The 18982-nt window shown below is 51.5% G+C and carries 13 protein-coding genes; 8 read left to right on the top strand and 5 right to left on the bottom strand.

What is annotated here, in order from left to right:
• Positions 1-27: 27 nt before the first annotated feature.
• The 4 genes from IEW11_RS03760 to IEW11_RS03745 all read left to right on the top strand — a co-directional run bounded on the left by IEW11_RS03760 (position 28) and on the right by IEW11_RS03745 (position 5045).
• Positions 28-1761, top strand: coding sequence for an ABC transporter ATP-binding protein (locus IEW11_RS03760; RefSeq protein WP_188529164.1), 1734 nt, complete (start codon positions 28-30; stop codon positions 1759-1761).
• Positions 1758-3656 carry an ABC transporter ATP-binding protein gene (locus IEW11_RS03755; protein ID WP_188529162.1) on the top strand — a complete coding sequence of 633 codons (1899 nt, stop codon included), beginning with the start codon at positions 1758-1760 and terminating at the stop codon, positions 3654-3656. Before IEW11_RS03760 ends, IEW11_RS03755 begins: the two co-directional genes overlap by 4 nt.
• A gap of 227 nt (positions 3657-3883) precedes the next feature.
• A complete protein-coding gene (locus IEW11_RS03750; RefSeq protein ID WP_188529160.1) occupies positions 3884-4429 on the top strand; it encodes a nitroreductase family protein in 546 nt (181 codons plus the stop codon).
• Between the two features lie 82 nt (positions 4430-4511).
• On the top strand, positions 4512-5045 hold the full coding sequence (locus tag IEW11_RS03745) for a type 1 glutamine amidotransferase domain-containing protein (RefSeq protein WP_188529158.1): 534 nt from the start codon (positions 4512-4514) through the stop codon (positions 5043-5045).
• 60 nt (positions 5046-5105) lie between these two features.
• On the opposite strand, the gene modB is transcribed toward IEW11_RS03745, so the two are convergent.
• Both modB and modA read right to left on the bottom strand, forming a co-directional pair.
• Positions 5106-5777 carry a molybdate ABC transporter permease subunit gene (modB, locus tag IEW11_RS03740; protein WP_188529156.1) on the bottom strand — a complete coding sequence of 224 codons (672 nt, stop codon included), beginning with the start codon at positions 5775-5777 and terminating at the stop codon, positions 5106-5108.
• A gap of 2 nt (positions 5778-5779) precedes the next feature.
• Entirely contained in the window at positions 5780-6595 is an 816-nt protein-coding gene (gene modA, locus IEW11_RS03735) for a molybdate ABC transporter substrate-binding protein (RefSeq protein ID WP_188529154.1), read from the bottom strand.
• A gap of 298 nt (positions 6596-6893) precedes the next feature.
• Here modA and IEW11_RS03730 point away from each other — a divergent pair, with 298 nt between their 5' ends.
• The 3 genes from IEW11_RS03730 to IEW11_RS03720 all read left to right on the top strand — a co-directional run bounded on the left by IEW11_RS03730 (position 6894) and on the right by IEW11_RS03720 (position 12142).
• Entirely contained in the window at positions 6894-7877 is a 984-nt protein-coding gene (locus IEW11_RS03730; RefSeq protein WP_188529152.1) for an aldo/keto reductase, read from the top strand.
• A 605-nt stretch (positions 7878-8482) separates the two neighbouring features.
• Positions 8483-8932 carry a MarR family winged helix-turn-helix transcriptional regulator gene (locus IEW11_RS03725; protein WP_188529150.1) on the top strand — a complete coding sequence of 150 codons (450 nt, stop codon included), beginning with the start codon at positions 8483-8485 and terminating at the stop codon, positions 8930-8932.
• 9 nt (positions 8933-8941) lie between these two features.
• Positions 8942-12142 carry an MMPL family transporter gene (locus tag IEW11_RS03720; protein WP_188529148.1) on the top strand — a complete coding sequence of 1067 codons (3201 nt, stop codon included), beginning with the start codon at positions 8942-8944 and terminating at the stop codon, positions 12140-12142.
• 129 nt (positions 12143-12271) lie between these two features.
• Here IEW11_RS03720 and IEW11_RS03715 read toward each other — a convergent pair whose 3' ends face one another.
• Entirely contained in the window at positions 12272-13909 is a 1638-nt protein-coding gene (locus IEW11_RS03715) for a diguanylate cyclase domain-containing protein (RefSeq protein WP_188529146.1), read from the bottom strand.
• Between the two features lie 222 nt (positions 13910-14131).
• Between IEW11_RS03715 and IEW11_RS03710 the strand changes: the two genes are divergently transcribed.
• Complete coding sequence (locus IEW11_RS03710; protein ID WP_188529144.1) at positions 14132-15181, top strand: oxidoreductase; 1050 nt, start codon at positions 14132-14134, stop codon at positions 15179-15181.
• Here the strand turns inward: IEW11_RS03710 and IEW11_RS03705 are convergent.
• Both IEW11_RS03705 and IEW11_RS03700 read right to left on the bottom strand, forming a co-directional pair.
• Positions 15178-16494 carry a deoxyguanosinetriphosphate triphosphohydrolase family protein gene (locus IEW11_RS03705; protein WP_188529142.1) on the bottom strand — a complete coding sequence of 439 codons (1317 nt, stop codon included), beginning with the start codon at positions 16492-16494 and terminating at the stop codon, positions 15178-15180. The genes IEW11_RS03710 and IEW11_RS03705 overlap by 4 nt on opposite strands.
• Positions 16495-16546: 52 nt before the next feature.
• A complete protein-coding gene (locus tag IEW11_RS03700) occupies positions 16547-18835 on the bottom strand; it encodes an ATP-binding protein (protein WP_188529140.1) in 2289 nt (762 codons plus the stop codon).
• Between the last annotated feature and the right edge of the window lie 147 nt (positions 18836-18982).

Below are 18982 nucleotides of genomic sequence, written 5' to 3'. Positions count from 1 at the left end.
TCCCGATTATGGCAGAGGTGATGAAGGATGTTGAAGCTGTTCCGATTTTTAAATGTCTATAAGCTTGCGATTGCCATCGTATTACTGTTCACGTTCCTGCAGACGCTCTCGGAGCTGTACCTGCCTACCTTAATGGCGGATATCGTAGATATCGGGATCATACAGGGGGATGTGACGTATATATGGAAAATTGGCGGATTCATGCTGCTTGTAGCAGCAGGTGGCACGTTGGCCTCAGTGCTGGCGAGTTATCTGTCTTCAAAGGTTTCCGCAGGGTTCGGTCAGACCGTTCGCAAAAAAGTATTCGTTCATGTCGGGAACTTCTCGCTGCAGGAGTTCGACAAGATCGGCACGGCGTCGCTGATTAACCGGACAACAAACGATATTACGCAGGTACAGCAAGTATTGAACATGATGCTGCGGATGATGGTCATGGCGCCGATGATGTGTATCGGCGGGATCATCATGGCGATCTCTAAGGATGCCCAGCTCTCGTGGGTGATCGTTGGGGTCATTCCGGTTCTGAGCTTGGCGATTTTCGCCATTGTTGCAAAAGGCATGCCTTATTTCAAAGTTATGCAGGCTAAGTTGGATCGGTTAAACCTTGTCCTTCGGGAAGGCCTGAGCGGCATTCGCGTCATCCGTTCCTTTAACCGGACCGATCATGAAAGCAAACGTTTCGAGCAGGCCAATGAGGATCTGACCAATACGGCGATCAAAGTGAATAAAATCATGGCGGCGATGATGCCGGTTATGATGCTTGTGATGAATCTGGCTACGGTGGCGATCATTTGGTTCGGCGGCATTCGCATTGATAATGGCGACATGCAGGTGGGCTCGCTGATGGCTTTCATTCAATATGCCATGCAAATTATGTTCTCCCTGATCATGGTATCGTTTATGATCGTGATGATTCCCCGCGCCCAAGCCTCGGCTGTTCGGATTAATGAAGTGCTGGACATGGAGCCGGTCATCGAGGATCCTGCGGCGCCAAGAACGTCCGCTTCCGCCCGGGGAAAAGGGGTAGTCGAATTCGATCATGTCACCTTCAGTTATCCCGGTGCGGAAAAGCCGGCGCTTTCCTCGATCACCTTCAAAGCATCTCCCGGGGAAGTAACAGCTATTATCGGCGGAACCGGGTCGGGTAAGTCGGCGCTTGTCAGTTTGATTCCGCGCTTCTATGACATTGAGAGCGGAAGCGTCCGAATTGATGGTGTGGACGTGCGGGAGATGACACAGGAGCAGCTCCGGGCCAAGATCGGCTTCGTGCCGCAGAAGGCAGTGCTCTTTTCCGGTACGATTACCGACAATATTAAGTATGGTAAGGAAGACGCCACGGAGCAGGAAGTACGGCATGCGGCTGAGATCGCGCAGGCGACCGAATTTATTAGCGGAATGAAGGATGGCTTCGAGTCGATGATCGAGCAGGGCGGCAATAACGTCTCCGGAGGTCAAAAGCAGCGGTTGTCGATTGCCCGGGCTTTGGTACGAAGGCCGGAGATTTATATTTTTGACGACAGCTTCTCGGCGCTTGATTTCAAGACCGATGCGAAGCTGCGGGCGGCATTAAAGCAGGAAACAACGGCATCCACAGTGATCATCGTTGCCCAGCGTGTGAGCACGATTATGGATGCTGATCGGATCATCGTACTGGATGAGGGAGAAATTGCGGGTATTGGCACTCATCACGAGTTGATGGCGTCCAATCAAGTGTACCGCGAAATCGTATCCTCACAGCTCTCGGAGGAGGAGATCGCATGAGTCAGGAACGTACATCATCGCCGCGCTCCGGACAAGCATCGGGAGGGCCGGGTCCGATGGGCCGGGGCTTCGGACCGGGGCCCGGAATGGGCATGCCGGTGCAGAAGGCCAAAAATTTTAAAGTCACGTTAAAAAGGCTTACGGCGTATCTAAAGCCGTTCAGCGTGCAGTTAATTGCGGTATTTATCACTGCGGTGCTCAGCACGATCTTTATGATCGTCAGCCCAAAGCTGCTCGGTAATGCGACGACGGCTCTATTTGAAGGAATGATGACCAAGATGCCGGGCGGAACCGGTGCCGGCATCGATTTTGATTATATTTTGCATATCTTGATCGTATTAATCGGGTTATATGTGTTTAGTGCGGCGTTTGGTTATGTGCAGCAATATTTGATGGCAGGGGTCGCGCAGAAGACGGTCTATAAGCTCCGCGAGGAAGTGAACGCCAAGCTGGCGAAGCTGCCGCTCAAATTTTTCGACTCCCGAAGCAATGGTGATATATTAAGCCGCGCGGTGAACGACGTCGATAATATCAGCAACACTCTGCAGCAGAGCCTCACGCAGCTTATTACTTCGATTGTCACGCTCCTCGGGGTAACCATCATGATGCTGACGATCAGCCCGTTAATGACGCTGATTCTGATCTTGACGCTGCCGCTCAGCTTCGTCGTCATCAAGGCGATTGCCGGACGCTCGCAGCGATATTTCAAGGATCAGCAGAAATCGCTCGGCGAGTTGAACGGCCATGTCGAAGAAATGTATACCGGACACCGGATTGTGAAGGTATTCGGCCGTGAGAAGCAATCCGTCGACACCTTCAGCGGCATTAATGAGAAATTATATGAAGCCGGCTGGAGAGCGCAGTTTATCTCGGGCATTATCATGCCGCTTATGATGTTCATCGGCAATATTGGTTATGTGCTCATTTGTGTGGTTGGCGGTATTTTGGTAACACAGAATGCGATCCGCATCGGGGATATTCAAGCCTTTATCCAGTATGCGAGACAGTTCTCCCAGCCCATCACCCAGACCGCGAACATTGCCAACATCATTCAGTCCACGATCGCATCGGCCGAACGGGTCTTTGAGCTGCTGGATGAAGAGGAGGAGCAACCTGAGACTGCGGATGCAGCAGTTTTGGCATCACCGAGGGGCGTAGTCAAGTTCGAGCATGTGAAGTTTGGTTATAAGGAAGGCGAAACCTTAATTCAGGACATGAATATCGAAGTGAAAGCCGGACAAACGATTGCGATCGTTGGACCGACAGGCGCCGGCAAAACGACGTTGACCAATCTGTTGATGCGCTTCTATGAACTGAGCAGCGGCAAAATAACGATTGACGGCGTTGATATTACCGATATGCAGCGGGGCAGCCTGCGGGGGATGTTCGGCATGGTGCTGCAGGACACCTGGTTGTTTAACGGAACAATCCGGGACAATATTGGTTATGGCCGGGAAGACGCAACCGAAGAAGAGATCGTGCAAGCTGCGCAGGCAGCCCATGCCGATCATTTCATCCGTACGCTTCCTGACGGCTACGATACCGTATTGAACGAAGAGGCATCGAATATTTCCCAAGGACAGAAGCAGCTGCTTACGATTGCCCGTGCTATTCTAGCCAATCCTTCCATTCTCATTTTGGATGAAGCGACGAGCAGCGTGGATACGCGGACCGAGGTGAACATCCAAAACGCGATGAATGCACTGATGGAAGGCCGAACGAGCTTTGTCATTGCGCACCGGCTGTCTACGATTCGGGATGCCGACCTGATCCTGGTCATGAACAAAGGCGATGTCATTGAGAAGGGCAGCCACGAGGAACTGCTTGCGCAAAATGGCTTCTACGCCGATTTGTACAACAGCCAGTTTGCGATGGAAAGTACAAAAGCTGGATAGAAGCGGGGGAGTCTTCTCTCCCGCTTCACTAATGTTAGGGCGCCGTTATCGATGATAAACATCGCAAAGAAGGAGAATTGACATTGATAATCATTTTCACATAAACTTGAATAAGTAGAAGAATCATCTCAGCCTGTGGATCGCCCTGCTGCTGCCATATTGCGTGGCAACACGCGCGCATTGCGAAAATATGTACGGAATACTGGACAAAAAAGGAGAGAGAAGAAATGGAGTTAGCGCAGCTGCTGAAAGAAAGACGTTCCGTTCAACTGTTTGAAGACCGGCCTGTGTCTGTTAAACTGATCACGCAATTATTAGATACGTCCGTATGGGTGCCGAACCACAGAATGACTCAGCCCTGGCGTTTTGTGCTTGTCCATGGAGATGGCGTCAAACGAATCGCGCAGACGTGCCGCAGCATTGCAGGCAGGACGGGTGCGCTGGACGGCGAGAAGGCGTATAACAAAATGATCGGCGTTCCGGCACTTCTGACCGTTGCTATGCGGGAAAACCCGAATCTGGCGATCCGCGAGGAAGACTATGCTTCCACAAGCTGCATCATCCACAATTTTAGCCTGCTGGCCTGGGAGAAGGGGATCGGAACCGTATGGAAGACGCCGGGCCTGATGCATCAGCCGGAATACCGTGAAGCGTTCGGCATTCAGCCGGGCGAGAAGCTAGTCGGCACGCTGCATATCGGCTATCCCGCGAAAATTCCCGCCGCACAGCCGCGCATTCCCGCAGAGCAGCTTCTGACCATAATGGACAGCTGATTTTTCATTCTTCTCCTTTTAGGGTAATAGAGATTATGCTTGGATAAGCTGATGTCATATCTTGAAAAAGGAGTGGAATAATATGGAGCAAATGAAGAAGAAGGTGGCATTCTTGCTGGCGGATGAGTTCGAGGATTCCGAGATGTCCAATCCTTATGATGCGATAACGAAAAATGGCAACGAGGCCGTTATTATCAGCTTGGAGAAAGGCGAGGAACTGAAAGGCAAGAAGGGAACCATTTCGTACATCTCTCATTTGTCTGCGACAGAAGCCAATGCGGAGGATTATGCGGCGGTCATCATTCCCGGCGGAAAGTCGCCCTCCCACTTGAGGGAGAACAAACGGATGGTCGAATTTGTTCAGCAAGCGGATCGGGCCGGAATTACCATCTCGGCTATCTGCCATGGTCCGCAATTACTGGCCGAAGCGGGATTGCTGAAAGGACGGACGCTAACCTCTTACCCGGCTATTTCCGATGAAGTGGAAGCGGCGGGCGGGAAGTTTGTGGACGAGGAAGTCGTGGTGGACAATAATCTCATTACCTCGCGTACGCCGGACGATGAGCCCGCATTCATTGCAGAAACCATCAAGAAATTAGGCGTAAGCGCCTATTAATTCGCCTATAAAATAACGCCGGCCCGGGAAGTCGTTAGGACTTATCCGGGCCGGCGTTATTCATGGCTGGCTTCTGCGCCTGACAGCAAGAAGCATCAGAAATGAAACGATGATAATGGCAATGGTCCAAGCCCAGGCCATTGCCATATTACCTGAATCAACCGCGACATAGATAGCCGTCGGAATCGTCTGCGTGCGGCCTGGAATATTGCCGGCGATCATAAGCGTAGCGCCGAATTCACCCAAGCTGCGTGCGAACCCGAGGATATAAGCCGATGCAAGCGAATGAGCGGTCAGGGGGAGGGAAATATACCGGAATACCTGCCATTCGCTGGCGCCCTCCGATCTTCCCGCATCCTCCAGAGAACGGTCCACGCTATCAAACCCGACCCTCATTGTCTGATACACAAGCGGAAAAGCGACTACGATTGAAGCGATAACTGCCGCCCACCAAGTAAAAATAATCGGCGCGTCAAACAGCCACTCGATACCTTTTCCCGCCCAGCCCTGCCGCCCGAACAGCACCAGCAGCAGAAAACCGACGACCGTCGGAGGCAGTACGATAGGCAGCATGAAAACGGTCTCCAGTACAACTTTTCCCTTGAACTTCTTGGCGGACATGTATCGGGCGATCCATACGCCAAGCAAAGTAACGAAAATACTGGATACAAGGGACACTTGAATAGATAATCGAATAGGCGGCCAGAACGTTTCCCAATCCATATTCAGCATCATTATTCAGGCAGGGAGAAGCCGTAATCTTTGAATATACTCAAGGCCTCTTCACTCTGGAGATAGGTATAAAATAGCTCCGCTTCCTCTTGTTGCTTCGAGGCTTTGGTGATTGCTATAGGGTACTCGATCGGTTGGTAGCTGCCCGGGTCCACGGTGAAGGCGACTTTTGCCGATTTCGTAGAGAGCGCATCCGTTTGATAGACGAAGCCCGCGTCCGAATTGCCGGTCTCCACATAGTGGAGCACCTGCCGGACGTCTTTGGCTTGTACCAGCTTAGGCTGCAGCTTATCCCACAGTGCGGTGTAAATCATTGCTTCCTTCGCATATCCTCCGGCCGGCACGCTTTCCGGAATGCCGATCGCCACGCTCTTTACATCCTCTTTGAGCAAATCGGCCATAACTGCAATCACTGCTTGTCCGTCATTGGGAACGACCACAACCAGGCGGTTCATAAGCAGCGTTGTTTTCATCGCGGGATCGACGAGCCCTTTATCAACAAGTGCTTCCATATTGCTGACCCCGGCCGAGAGAAAGACGTCCACCGGCGCCCCCTGCTCGATTTGCTGCTGCAAAGCCCCGGATGAGCCAAAGTTGAAGGTAAGTTGCACAGAGGGATGTTTTGCTTCAAAGCCCGTTTGTATGTCCTTAAGCGCGCCTGTCAAACTCGCCGCAGCAGAAATGATAAGCTCGGCAGGGTCGTCGCCGGTTTGGATCTGTGAGCTTGCATTGCTTGGCGTGCCGCAGCCGCTGAGTAAGACCGTTAATAGGGCAATGATAATCAACAATGCCGCATGGAACCGAGTTGGTTTTAACATAACTTCACTCCTGGAAGTAGTGACTTAGGTTCAATTCATGATTACATATAATTATACAAATTTCCTATTGAAATTGTAACCCTTGTCAGCTGGCAATGACACTTGATTTGATGTGAATGATGACCGCTCTCATCCGCGCTACTGATGACGATGATGAGCCGGAATATTCAGATTTGAGCTGGATTGCAATGCTGTGTTATGCATTATTGCGGGTAGAGCTCAAATGCTCCGCCGTTCATTGCGCGCAGAACCCAAACTATAGTACATTATTGTCAGACTAGTCATAGGAGGCGCGATCATGAACTATAGAAAGCTTGGAAGCAGCGATTTATCCGTCAGTGAAATCAGCTTTGGCACTTGGGCGATTGGCGGATCATGGGGAACTGTAAATGACAAGGATTCATTGTATGCGCTTGAGCAGGCGATGGAAGCGGGCGTTAATTTCTTCGATACAGCCGATGTATATGGGGCAGGACATAGTGAAGAGCTGTTAGCGCAAGCGACCAAGGGGAAAGAGGATCAGATTCATATCGCGACGAAGTTTTGCCGCTCGGCAGATATTCACGATCCGGCTGTCTACTCGATGGACTCGGTTCGTGCATTCTGTGAAGCAAGTTTAAAGCGCTTGCAGCGTGAGCGGATTGACCTGTACCAGATTCACTGCCCGCCGATAGAGATTTTGCGTGATGGTGCGGTATTCGAGGTATTGGATAAACTGAAGGAAGAGGGTAAAATCCGGGAATACGGCGTCAGCGTGGAGTCGGTGCAGGAAGGCTTGCTCTGCTTGCAGTATCCGAATGTGAGGGCGCTGCAGGTCATCTATAATCTGTTCCGGCAGAAGCCGGCAGAGGAGCTGTTCCCGAAAGCGCATGCCCAGGGCGTGGGCATTCTCGTGCGGCTGCCGCTGGCGAGCGGCTTGCTGACGGGCAAGTTTACGGAGCAGTCCGCCTTTGAAGCCGAAGATCATCGTAACTTTAACCAGAACGGGGAAAGCTTCAACGTGGGCGAGACGTTCGCCGGCCTGCCGTTCAACAAAGGCGTCGAGCTGAGCCGCAGCCTGGGCTGGATTGCCGAAGGACGCACGAACATGACCCGCGCATCGCTGCGCTGGATTCTGGACAACCCGAATCTGACCTGCGTCATCCCGGGCTTCAAGAATGCGGCGCAAGTCGAGGACAACCTCGGTGCGCTGGCCGTCTCATCGTTTACGGACGAGGAGCATGCACGTTTGCGGAAGTTTTATGAGGACGAGGTGTTGGAACATATTCGCGGGTCTTATTAAGATTCGCCGGTTCAATTCTTAAGCCTTTCTCTATAGTTACTGAGGCTGTCCCAAAAGGGAACTTCAATGCGATATTGAAGCTTGATAGGTACCTCTAAAACGGTAAAAATGGCGTCACAGGTCTCTATCTGTGGCGCCATTTCTCGTCTTCGGTCAACTGCGGCCTTCTTCAGCAAATTGATAGTTCTCTTCACTACCATAGCCGGCATCCGCGATAATCGTGCTTGGCAGTATGCCCAGCGCGTGCTTTACTTTCTCCAGATGCGGCTTCAGGCATCTGGTGTCGGTTGGACGCTGGTGTAGTGTTTGGTTTTATGACAGAAACGGTTACGCCTAAACGAAGCAGTTCGAATGATTCTGGAGAAGCATCAGCGGTCGCCTTTGTTCCCGGATCCCCACTTCGGCCTATTCATTCAAGGGAATCCGGGAACAACAGCGATCGGAAGAACATTCGACTGCGCAGTGAATGCGGTACAACCAAAGTATCGCACACTCCCTTTTGTAAACAATTGACAAAGGCTAACGCCCCTGATATAGTTCCATTATAAAACTATTCAACTATAGAACGTTTTTACTGACGAACTATTTTTGCGAAGGAGGTTCTTATGGACAAGGTACTGCTCATAGACATCATCAGACGTTACGAACAGGCGAACTTTACGGTGAACCGCAGATTGAATGCGCTGATCCGTGAGTTGATGCAGGAAGAGCTGACAATCGATCAATACTCCACCATCCGTTATATCCGTGAACATGAGCGTGCGACCTCATCGGAGCTGGCGGATATTTTCTGCGTGGGCAAAAGCTCCATCACCGCGATTATTACCCGGTTATCGGATAAGGAATTAATTCGGCGGGTACCGGATGAAAAGGATCGCCGGGTTACGTATTTGATGCTGACGGAAGAGGGGAAGCGGCTCTCCGACACGATGGAAGAGAAAATGCAGGAGCTTCTGGCGAAGTATATCCGGCATTTTAGCGAGCAGGAGGGGCTGGCATTTATTGAGACGTATGAGAAATTGGCAAGAGTGCTTATGGAACCCGGAGAGGAGTAACAAAGAGAGATGAAGACCGTATTGAAATTCAAATGGGTGATATTGGCCTTGTGGCTGGTTGCTGTTGTCGGCTTGGTGTTTACTGCGCCCAATATGGCGGAGCTCGTGCGGGAGAAGGGGCAGATTAATGTTCCGGACGGCTATTCCTCGACGATTGCTGCGGAGTTATTAAATGAAATGAATGGACAGTCTGAGGAAGGAACCAATGAGGTGTCCTCGGTGCTTGTTTTTCACAATGAGAACGGATTAAGCGCCGCGGATCTGGCTGAGGCAGAGCGCGGCATCAATCTGTTGAAGAATGGGGAGGAAGCCTATGGCATTACCTCCGTTATGACCCATTTTGACATGAAGGAATTAGAGCATCAGATGGTGTCTGAGGACGGCAAAACGGTGCTTGCTCTGGTCAATATGGATGCAAACGGGCGCGAGCCGTCAGAAATGAGCGATTCGTTATACGAAGCGCTGTCTGACGTCCAAGTCGAGCATTACTATACCGGCAATTGGCTGATTAACGAGGATGTAATCAAGAGCTCGGAGGAAGGGCTAAAGAAGACCGAACTGATCACGCTCGTGTTTATTCTGGCCATCCTATTTATCGTATTCCGCTCGGCCGTTGCGCCGTTTATCCCGCTGCTGGCGGTGGGGATCAGTTATATTGCTTCACAGTCGGTGGTTGCTTATCTGGTTGAATATGCGGACTTCCCGTTATCGAACTTTACGCAAATCTTCATGGTGGCGATTATGTTCGGGATTGGTACGGACTACTGTATTCTGTTGATCAGCCGTTTCAAGGAAGAGCTTGTTCACAGCGGAGGCAATAAGACAGAAGCGGTGCTTGCCACCTACAGAACCGCAGGAAGGACGGTATTCTTCTCCGGACTTGCGGTGTTGGTAGGATTCGCGTCGATCGGTTTTTCGACCTTTGTGTTGTACCGTTCCGCGGTCGCCGTAGCCGTCGGCGTAGCGGTGCTGATGATCGCATTAGTAACCCTTGTTCCATTCTTCATGGCGGTGCTGGGTAAAGCGATCTTCTGGCCTGCGAAGGGTTCCTTGGAGCATAAACAGAGCAGGCTGTGGGGAGCGGTCGGCGAGTTCTCCTTAAGAAAGCCGATCTGGGCGCTTGTTATTCTGGCTGTTCTGATCGTGCCTTTCTTATCGGCTTACAAAGGCGCGATATCATTCAACTCATTGGATGAGATCGGAGATAAATACAATTCGGTTAAAGCGTTCCAGGTCATCTCAGACAGCTTCGGGCCAGGCGAATCGCTGCCATCCACGGTCGTCGTGAAGACCGACCAGCCGCTGGATACGCCTGAAGGCTTGGCTGCAATGGAACAGATCAGCCGGGAACTAGCCAATGTTGATGGCGTGAAAACTGTCCGCAGCGCTACGCGCCCTACCGGTGATGCGATGGAGGATTTCCAGGTGGCGCAGCAGGTGGAAACGCTGGGCAGCGGACTTGGAGAAGGGGAGGACGGTCTGGGCCAAATCGGACAGGGTCTCTCGGAAGCGAGCACCGCGCTCAGTCAGAACGCACCGAAGCTCAGTGAGGCTGTTAGCGGTGCAGATCAACTCATTGGCGGCACGAACGAACTGAAAGCGGGCGTTGTACAGCTGGGTGATGGATTGAAGCATATCGAGCAGGGGCTTCGGGACGGTTCAGTCGGCGCAAGTGAGCTCAGAGAAGGGCTGGAGCAGGCAAAAGCCAGTGCAGACCGGCTCGCCGCGGCATCGCAGGAGCTGCTGGCCGGCTACGAGCAGATGGGAACGGGCGTTGATGGCTTGATAGCAGGGTATAAAGACGTCGCTGACAGTCAATCCCAGCTGGCGGAGGGATTGTCAGGTGTTCAGCAAGGACTGGGCGATTTATCGGAGAAATATCCGGAGCTGCAAAATGATGAACAGTTCGCGGAGTTGCAAAATACCGTTTCCTTACTTCAAGGTCAGGCGGCTGGGCTGAGCGCGGGGCTGAAGCAATTGAACGGCCAGCTAGCCGGACTTGGCGAGGGGTTGGACCGGGCGAATACAGGACTTGAGCAAGCGGTGGGGGGCCAGAGGGCGCTGGCACAAGGCCTCGCATCCATCGCAGACGGCATCGGGCAGCTGCAAGCGGGCATCGAGCAGGCTGCTGACGGACAGGGGCAAATTGTGGGCCGTCTGCCTGAGCTAACCGGCGGCCTCGACCAATTAACGAGCGGCCAGCAGGCGTTGAAGGATGGCTTCTCACAGCTGAATGGCCAGTTGGGCGAGTTAACAGACGGCCTGAACCAGAGTGTTGACGGGTTGTCCGACTTGTCCGGCGGGCTTCAATCGGCGCAAGGTTACCTGACGGAATTATCGGATGCACCGAATCGCCAAATCAGCGGCTGGTTTATTCCGGAGGAGGCGATCCACAGCGAAGAGTTCCAATCGGCGCTCGATGTCTATATGTCTGATGATCGCCAGATTGCCAAATTCGATGTTGTCTTCGAAGGCAACCCGTATGAAGTGGAGACACTGGAGAAAACCGATGATCTGAAATCGGCCGTCGGACGCGCGTTGAAGGGTACCGAATTCGAAAATGCGACCTTCGCAGTAGATGGTGTATCGAGTATGAATAATGATCTGCGGACAATCTCGGCAGAGGATTACTCACGTACCGTGATGCTTATGATTATCGGTATCGCCCTTATCCTGATCGTGCTGTTCCGTTCGTTCGTGATGCCGATCTATCTGATCTTATCGCTGTTATTAACTTACTATACTTCTATGGCGATTACAGAGGTGCTGTTCGTACGCATTCTCGGCTACTCCGGGATTAGCTGGGCGGTTCCGTTCTTCGGCTTCGTCATCCTGGTTGCCCTGGGCATTGACTATAGTATTTTCCTTATGGACCGATTCAAGGAATACCGTCATTTGCGCCCTGCCGAGGCGATTCTATTATCGATGAAGAACATGGGTACCGTCATTATATCAGCGGCGGTGATCCTCGGTGGAACTTTCGCGGCGATGCTGCCATCAGGCGTCATGTCGCTGCTGCAGATTGCTACCATCGTACTCTGCGGGCTGTTCTTATACGCACTCTTTATGCTGCCGCTCTTCATCCCGGTAATGGTGCGCATATTCGGCGAGGCGAATTGGTGGCCGTTCATGCGTAAGGAGGAGGAGGAAGTGCCTGCGGCGGCATCTCCAGCGGACGCGCATTCGACTCCACGCAGCACAACCATGTAATAATAAAGATGAGAAGGCTCCTTTCGTGCTTGCAGGCACAGAAGGAGCCTTCTTTTTCCATCGGCAGGGGATAACTGGAATACCCGAGGATAGGTGAACCAGGCTGGACGGCCCTGCACTTCCCTAACCCTACTTCGTATCGTGATAGAAAGTAACGCGGTTTTTGCCATTATTTTTGGAGATATAAAGTGCGCTGTCCGCGAGGCGGATGACCCTCACAGGATCAGTTGCATCATCGGGCCATACGGCGCCGCCAATGCTGCAGCTGATCCGGATTTTTGTTTCGTCAATATAGAACGGCTGATTTATAGTTTCAATGATCCTTTCGGAGATTGCGTTGGCCTCGTCCGTAGGTTCGGCAGTGGACGCAGATAACACCAGGATAAACTCATCCCCGCCCAACCTGAAGATGGATTCCCCTTCGCACAGCCTTGTTTGCAAGCGCAGCGCAGCTTCTTTCAACAATAGGTCTCCCGCATGGTGGCCTAACGTATCGTTTACGCTCTTAAAACCGTCTAAGTCAAAATATAAGAAAACAAAGGTCTCGTTATGTTGTTCCGCCCTTTGCGTGATATCCATCAGAAAGTGATCCAGCGCAGTCCGGTTAGAGAGTCCGGTTAGTTTATCATGATGCGCGAGATCTTCCATCCTGCCCAGCCGGGTCTCCGTCTTGATAAGGGTTGCAAGCAGGTCGCGCAGCGACGTGGAGAGCACCTCGATATCTTTGATACCCTTAAAATAAGGCACTTCAACCTTTTCGCCGTTACGAAGGCGATCGGCCGTTATCGCGAATTGATGCAGCGGCTTGGCGATCTTCCCTGCTAACAGCCAGCCCAAGAAAGCAAAGATAAGGCTGGAGACGATTCCCAAGCAAAGGATGTACTGCCGCAATTCAACGGAAGAGGAAAATGCGGTCGCAGTCGGTTCCCGTACGAGAACGGTCCAGCCCAGTCCCGGGTAATCCGCATATCCTTTGCCGTAGGCATAACCGGTTAAATATTGCAGTCCGTCCGGCCACTGCTCAATTTCCCAGCCGTTTTTTTTCTCTCTAGCTTCAGAAATACTGTTCAAATTCAGCGATGCCCCGATCATATGATGCGGTCCAAGCAGCACGCGATTATCCTCAGCGCTAATGATGAAAATTTCAATTTGGTTCCTGTTTTTAATTTTCAAAGGTTTAATAATCGAATCCCGGATTCCCTGCGACCATTCCCAGCTTAAATGGGCGGCAAGTACCCCGATGAAGGCACCGTCGGCATTATGGATCGGTGTGCCGATGTCAACGAATTTCAGGGTTTCTCCGCTAGGATTAGGAAGAAGCTTGGCTAAAAGAACGGCGTCGTGCACGTCGCCAATAAAGGTGCTGTATTGGGCTTCCTTAAATACGGGGCGTTCAGAGATGTCGAAGCCTTCCAAGATGGTGCCGGTACCCGCTTCCACGATGCCGTCAGCATTGGTTAGGCCTATCCAGGAGAATGCGGGAAAGCTCGTTTTCAATTGCTCGAGCAGGTTTTGAATATCGGCCGGATCATGGGGATCGCGCAGAATTTCCAGCTTGCTCAGCACTTTGAGTTCACCGGAACGCGACCACATATAATGATCTAATTTATCGGCCATTTGATAAGCCAGGGCAGCATGGGAATTGCCGATTTCACTTTCGACTTTAGCCGTGGCCTGATTGCTGATATTAAAGCTTAAAAATGTAGTCAATATAATGATTAACAGCGCACTGGTGACAGCATAGTAGGTTCTCAGATGAATGGACATTGATGTGTACCCCTTCACATTTGTGAATGTTCTTACCGTGATTATACTTATTATTTCGACATTAAACGACAAAAAATTATGGTTTTTCGAAAATTTTGTCGAAAAATATATATAGATTCGGTAAACTCGCAGATAATGTGTAAGAACGAGAACATAGTTGGATTGAATTGGCGAATGGGAAGGGGTATACTGGGGTCACTTATGGATACGGAGGGGATACATATGACGATTCACATAGGCATTATCGGTTATGGGTTGTCCGGTTCTGTGTTTCATGCGCCGCTTATTGACAGTGTGGAGGAATTGCAGCTTAGGGCCATCGTTTCATCGAGTGCAGACAAGGTGCATCAGGATTATCCGCACACGGAAGTGATACCGGATGTGGATTCCCTGCTCGTCAAGCAGGACATCGATGTTGTCGTCGTAACCAGTCCGAACGCAACGCATTATGAGTATGCCAAGCAGGCGATTCTGGCTGGCAAGCATGTAGTCGTCGAGAAACCATTCACGGTCACGACAGCGGAAGCGGAGGACCTGATCGGATTGGCTGACCAGCAGGGCGTGGTGCTGTCGGTGTATCAGAATCGCCGTTGGGACGGGGATTTCTTGACGGTGCAGAGCCTGCTGGAAACGGGGATGCTGGGCAGGCTTTCCCTTTATGAATCCCATTTTGAACGCTATCGTCCACAGCTGCAGAATCGCTGGAAGGAGCATCAGCTCCCGGGCTCAGGCATTTTATATGATCTTGGTTCGCATCTGATTGACCAGGCTTTGACGTTGTTTGGAAAACCGGAATCGGTGTGGGCGGATTTGAGGATGGAGCGGGAAGGCACGCAGATTGTCGATTATTATCATCTTGTTCTCGGATTTGCGGGCGGCATGCGGGCCATACTTCACTCGGGTTCATTAGTTAAACAGCCCGGACCTCGGTTTCAACTGCACGGGGATCAAGGCAGCTTCATCAAATTCGGTCTGGATCCGCAGGAAGAGCAGCTTAAGCGGGGCGTTCGTCCTGGCGACCATGGCTATGGTGAGGACCAGCCTGCCGGGTTCGGGCAAATGACAACAGAAGCAGGCGGGCTGACCATGCGTTCTACAATTGAAACGCGGCGGGGCTGTTATGAGATGTACTACGGGCAGTTGGCCAAGGCGATCTCAGCAGGCGGCGAGGTGCCGGTCCCCGCAACCGATGCGCTTCATACGATGCGGATCATTGAAGCTGCCATCGAAAGCAGCCGGGAGCAGCGGACCATTACATTAGCTCTTTCTTAATCCATCTCATAGATCGTTCCGGAACGGCCGGCGAACAACTCGGTATAGACTTTCTCTGAGTAGGCATCGGTCATGCCCGATATATAATCGGCGACAAAACGGGGCCAGCTCCACTTGTTTTTGTGAAGCTCATAGTTCTCAATCCAATCGGGAGGAATGATGAGCCGTCCGTAATCCGGAACGATAAAGCTATCCCATAATCGGCGAATTCGAATCTCGCTGCGCATCTGCAGCCGTTGAACGCGGAAATCTTTAATCAGTGTGACCCATGCAAGCTTCTTTATGATCTCCATCGTCCGCAGCAGCTCATAGTCCTGTACGCCGTCGCGGACGAAGGTCACCCGCTTCCAATTCTTCCCCTTATCATCGATAATGCCGACCCTGCTGGCAAACAGGCTGACCCAGCGGGCTTTCATCTCCCTGCGTGTACGGGAGGCTTCTCTTTCGCAGGCCAGATATATTTCTTCCCATTGTTCATAATACGCCGCCAGTACACGCCGTACCATCGACGGAATATCGATCTCATCCCAATTCACATCGGAGTTGCCCTCATCGTTGATAATCTCCTGGACCAAATGCTCCACCAGACGGCTGTCCTCGAAGAAAGCCCGGTCCATGCGGATCTTCCCTGCCCGGATGCCATCTTCAATGTCGTGGGTCGAATAAGCGATATCATCACATAAATCCATGAGTTGGGTTTCCAGCGTTCCGCAGTCAGCCGGCATCTGCCATTTGAAGCGGAGCTGCTCGATATCTTCCCATTCCGACGGATAGACGCCTTTGAGCCGGCCGGGTTCGCCTAACCGGAACGGATATTTATTAATCGCCAGCAGTACGGCGGCGGTGAGATCCAGGCCGCTGCCGCTCCCGGCACGCTTCTCGAGAAACATCAGAATCCGGAAATTTTGGGCATTGCCCTCGTAAGGCAAGCCGCTGTGCTCAAGCAGCAGTCGATTCAACACTTCTTCGCCCTTATGTCCAAAAGGCGGATGCCCCAAATCGTGAGCCAGGGCTGCGCATTCCACCACGGCGGGGTCCATCATTAAACCGGGGTGCTCCCGTTTATTCAGAAACGGGTATTGGCGCGGCAGCTTACGTGCGACTTCGCGCGCAATTTGCGACACCTCGATCGAGTGGGTCAAGCGCGTCCGGTAATAGTCGCCGGTTCCGGCGCCGAATACCTGCGATTTGCCCTGCAGCCGGCGAAAGGCCGGAGACTGGATCAGACGCGCGTAGTCCCGTTCATATTCATCGCGTTCTTCACTATAGGTATGGCTGGAGGGCTCATCCAACCGCAGCTTTCGCAAGTCCATTATCCCTGGCCTCCTTCTATCGATAGTTTATGCTCATCCTGCTCCCGCGGGACTATGCTTCCTTGTAATTACTGCCAAGAATAACCTCTACTGTCGTGCCTTCACCCAATTGACTATAAAAATTCAGCTTCCCTTTATGATTAGCGACGATCTGCTGGCAGACCATAAGACCCAGCCCGGTTCCCGTTTCCTTATTCGTAAAGAACGGCTCGCCGATCCGCTGCAGCTCTTCCTCAGTCATGCCGACGCCTTGGTCGATGAATCGAATGACCACCTGTCCCTTGTCATCGCCCTTGGCAATCTCAATTCGGATCGTGCCGCCATCCTGCATGGCTTCCATTGCATTTTTCATGATGTTGAGGAATACCTGCTTAAGCTGGTTCGGCTCGCCCATCACCTGCGGCAGCTCAGCTTCAAAGGCTGTTTCAAATTCAATGCTGTTCAGATGGGCCTGTGAATCCAGCAAGACGATTAAGCTGTTCACCGTCTCCCGGATATCGATCGGCTGAATCGAGGTAACCTGCGGCTTGGCAAGGACAAGAAACTCACTGACGATGAAATTAATCCGGTCCAGCTCGGACAGCATGATATCCAGATGGCCCTCATTTAGTGTGCCCTTCGATTTGTTAAGCTGCACGAAGCCTTTCAATGTCTGCAGCGGATTTCGTATTTCATGGGCGACTCCGGCAGCCAATTGGCCCACGACTGAAAGCTTCTCCGAGCGGCGGAGCACCTCCTCGGTCTGCTTGCGCGCCGTTATATTCCGCGAGATGGAAGCGATGGCGATGATTTTCCCGCGACCGTCACGAATCGGGGAAATGGTAAGGCTGACGTCTATCATCCGGCCGTCCTTGGTCAGCCGTACGGTCTCGTAATCAGCTATCGCCTCACCCTCAAGCACCTGTTTTAACAGCTTGATGTAATCCGCTTCATATCCGGAAGGAATGTTATAGTATGGCGCACCGTCCAGCTCTTCCGCGGTCCACCCGTATATATCCTCAAATGCTTTGTTCGCCTGCGTAACATTGCCTTCCAGATCCGATACATGGATGGCATCGGAGGTGTGATTGATGAAGGACTCCAAATATTCCTTCGTGCTTCGCAGCTCCTCTGCGGAATCCTTCAGCCGGTTCATATAATGATCAAGATTGTCGGACATCGAGTTGACGCTTGTAGCGAGCAGGCCGAGTTCATCCTTTTTACCGCTGATGGGAATGTGAGTGCCGAAGTTGCCGGCAGCAATCTGATTGACGGTTACCAGCACCTGATTCAAGGAACGCATCAGAAAGCCGGATATAAAATAGCTGGCGACAAGTGTGACGGCAATCAAGCCTAACGAGATGAGCGTGTGAATAAGGAGCTGCCGGTTTAATCCCTGCTCCATGGCATCTTGGTCGATGGTGATGCCGATCACATAGTCACTGTTATTGCTTCCGCTCATCGGAATGAAGCTTTTCAGCACGTTCTGGCCGCTGATCGTCGCTTTTACCGTCGTCATTTCGCCTGTTCGCAGCGCATTGTTCATTTGCTCCAAGTCCGCTTCTTGATTCACATAGACATATTGGCCGAAGATGACGCCCCGTACATCCAAATTATGCACAACCATGCCCTGTTTTATCTTAAGAATCGGATCCTTGCCAAAAAAACGGGGATCAAAGCCCGTAATCTCCAGAACACCATCGTTATCTTTAATCATCTTGCTGAGCATGGCATTCGTTCCGATCTTTTGCTCAAATTGCAGCAGCATATCGGCATTAATATAAGGATTGATCATGTAATCCGTTGTTCCGTCGTAATAGTTGCCCCATTTGTTAATAATGTTCGGATTGGAAGTGGCAAAGTTGTAGGGACCGGACCAATAATTTGGGAGCTTCTGGCCTTGGGGGATTGTAACGGGAACGCCGTCGAACAATTGATTAAAGGCAGTGTACCAATAGTCCCATGATTTGGAGCTCATGTTAAGCTCATTCGGATCGGATGATTTTAAGACGATGATGTCGTTATCGATTCGTTTCCAGAGCGAGATATGGTCGATCGTCAGCTGTTTGCTGATTTGAGTAAGCTGATCGTTTGTCACATCCGCGATTTTTGGCGGGAGCTGTTCCGCGGTGGCGATTGCCGCCATGCGAAGCATGCTTCCGATCGAGTCCTCGATTAATTGCTTGGCCTGTTCGGAAACCTCGACGGTTGCTCCGATTTGCTTGGCAATGATTCGGGTTTGCTGCTCGGCATTCTCTAACAGTTCTTCTCTGGTCGTTATATAGTAAATGGATATATTTAGTGTTAGAACAACCGTTACGATGAGAGAGATGAACAGTGAAAGTTTCATTTTGATCGACATAAACCGGACCTCCGTTTTGTGCAAAGGCTACTATTGAATATTACACGCTACCATCCGAACCTGCAATTATAAGATAAAAATGCAATTTTTTATCTTTCTTTAAGGTTTTATTCTAGGCAGTCTGTTATAGTAAAAAAGTCGTTTCAT

This window comes from Paenibacillus abyssi, from assembly GCF_014640295.1.
Taxonomy (GTDB): domain Bacteria; phylum Bacillota; class Bacilli; order Paenibacillales; family Paenibacillaceae; genus Paenibacillus_D; species Paenibacillus_D abyssi.
This window is presented reverse-complemented; position numbering and strand designations above follow the sequence as displayed.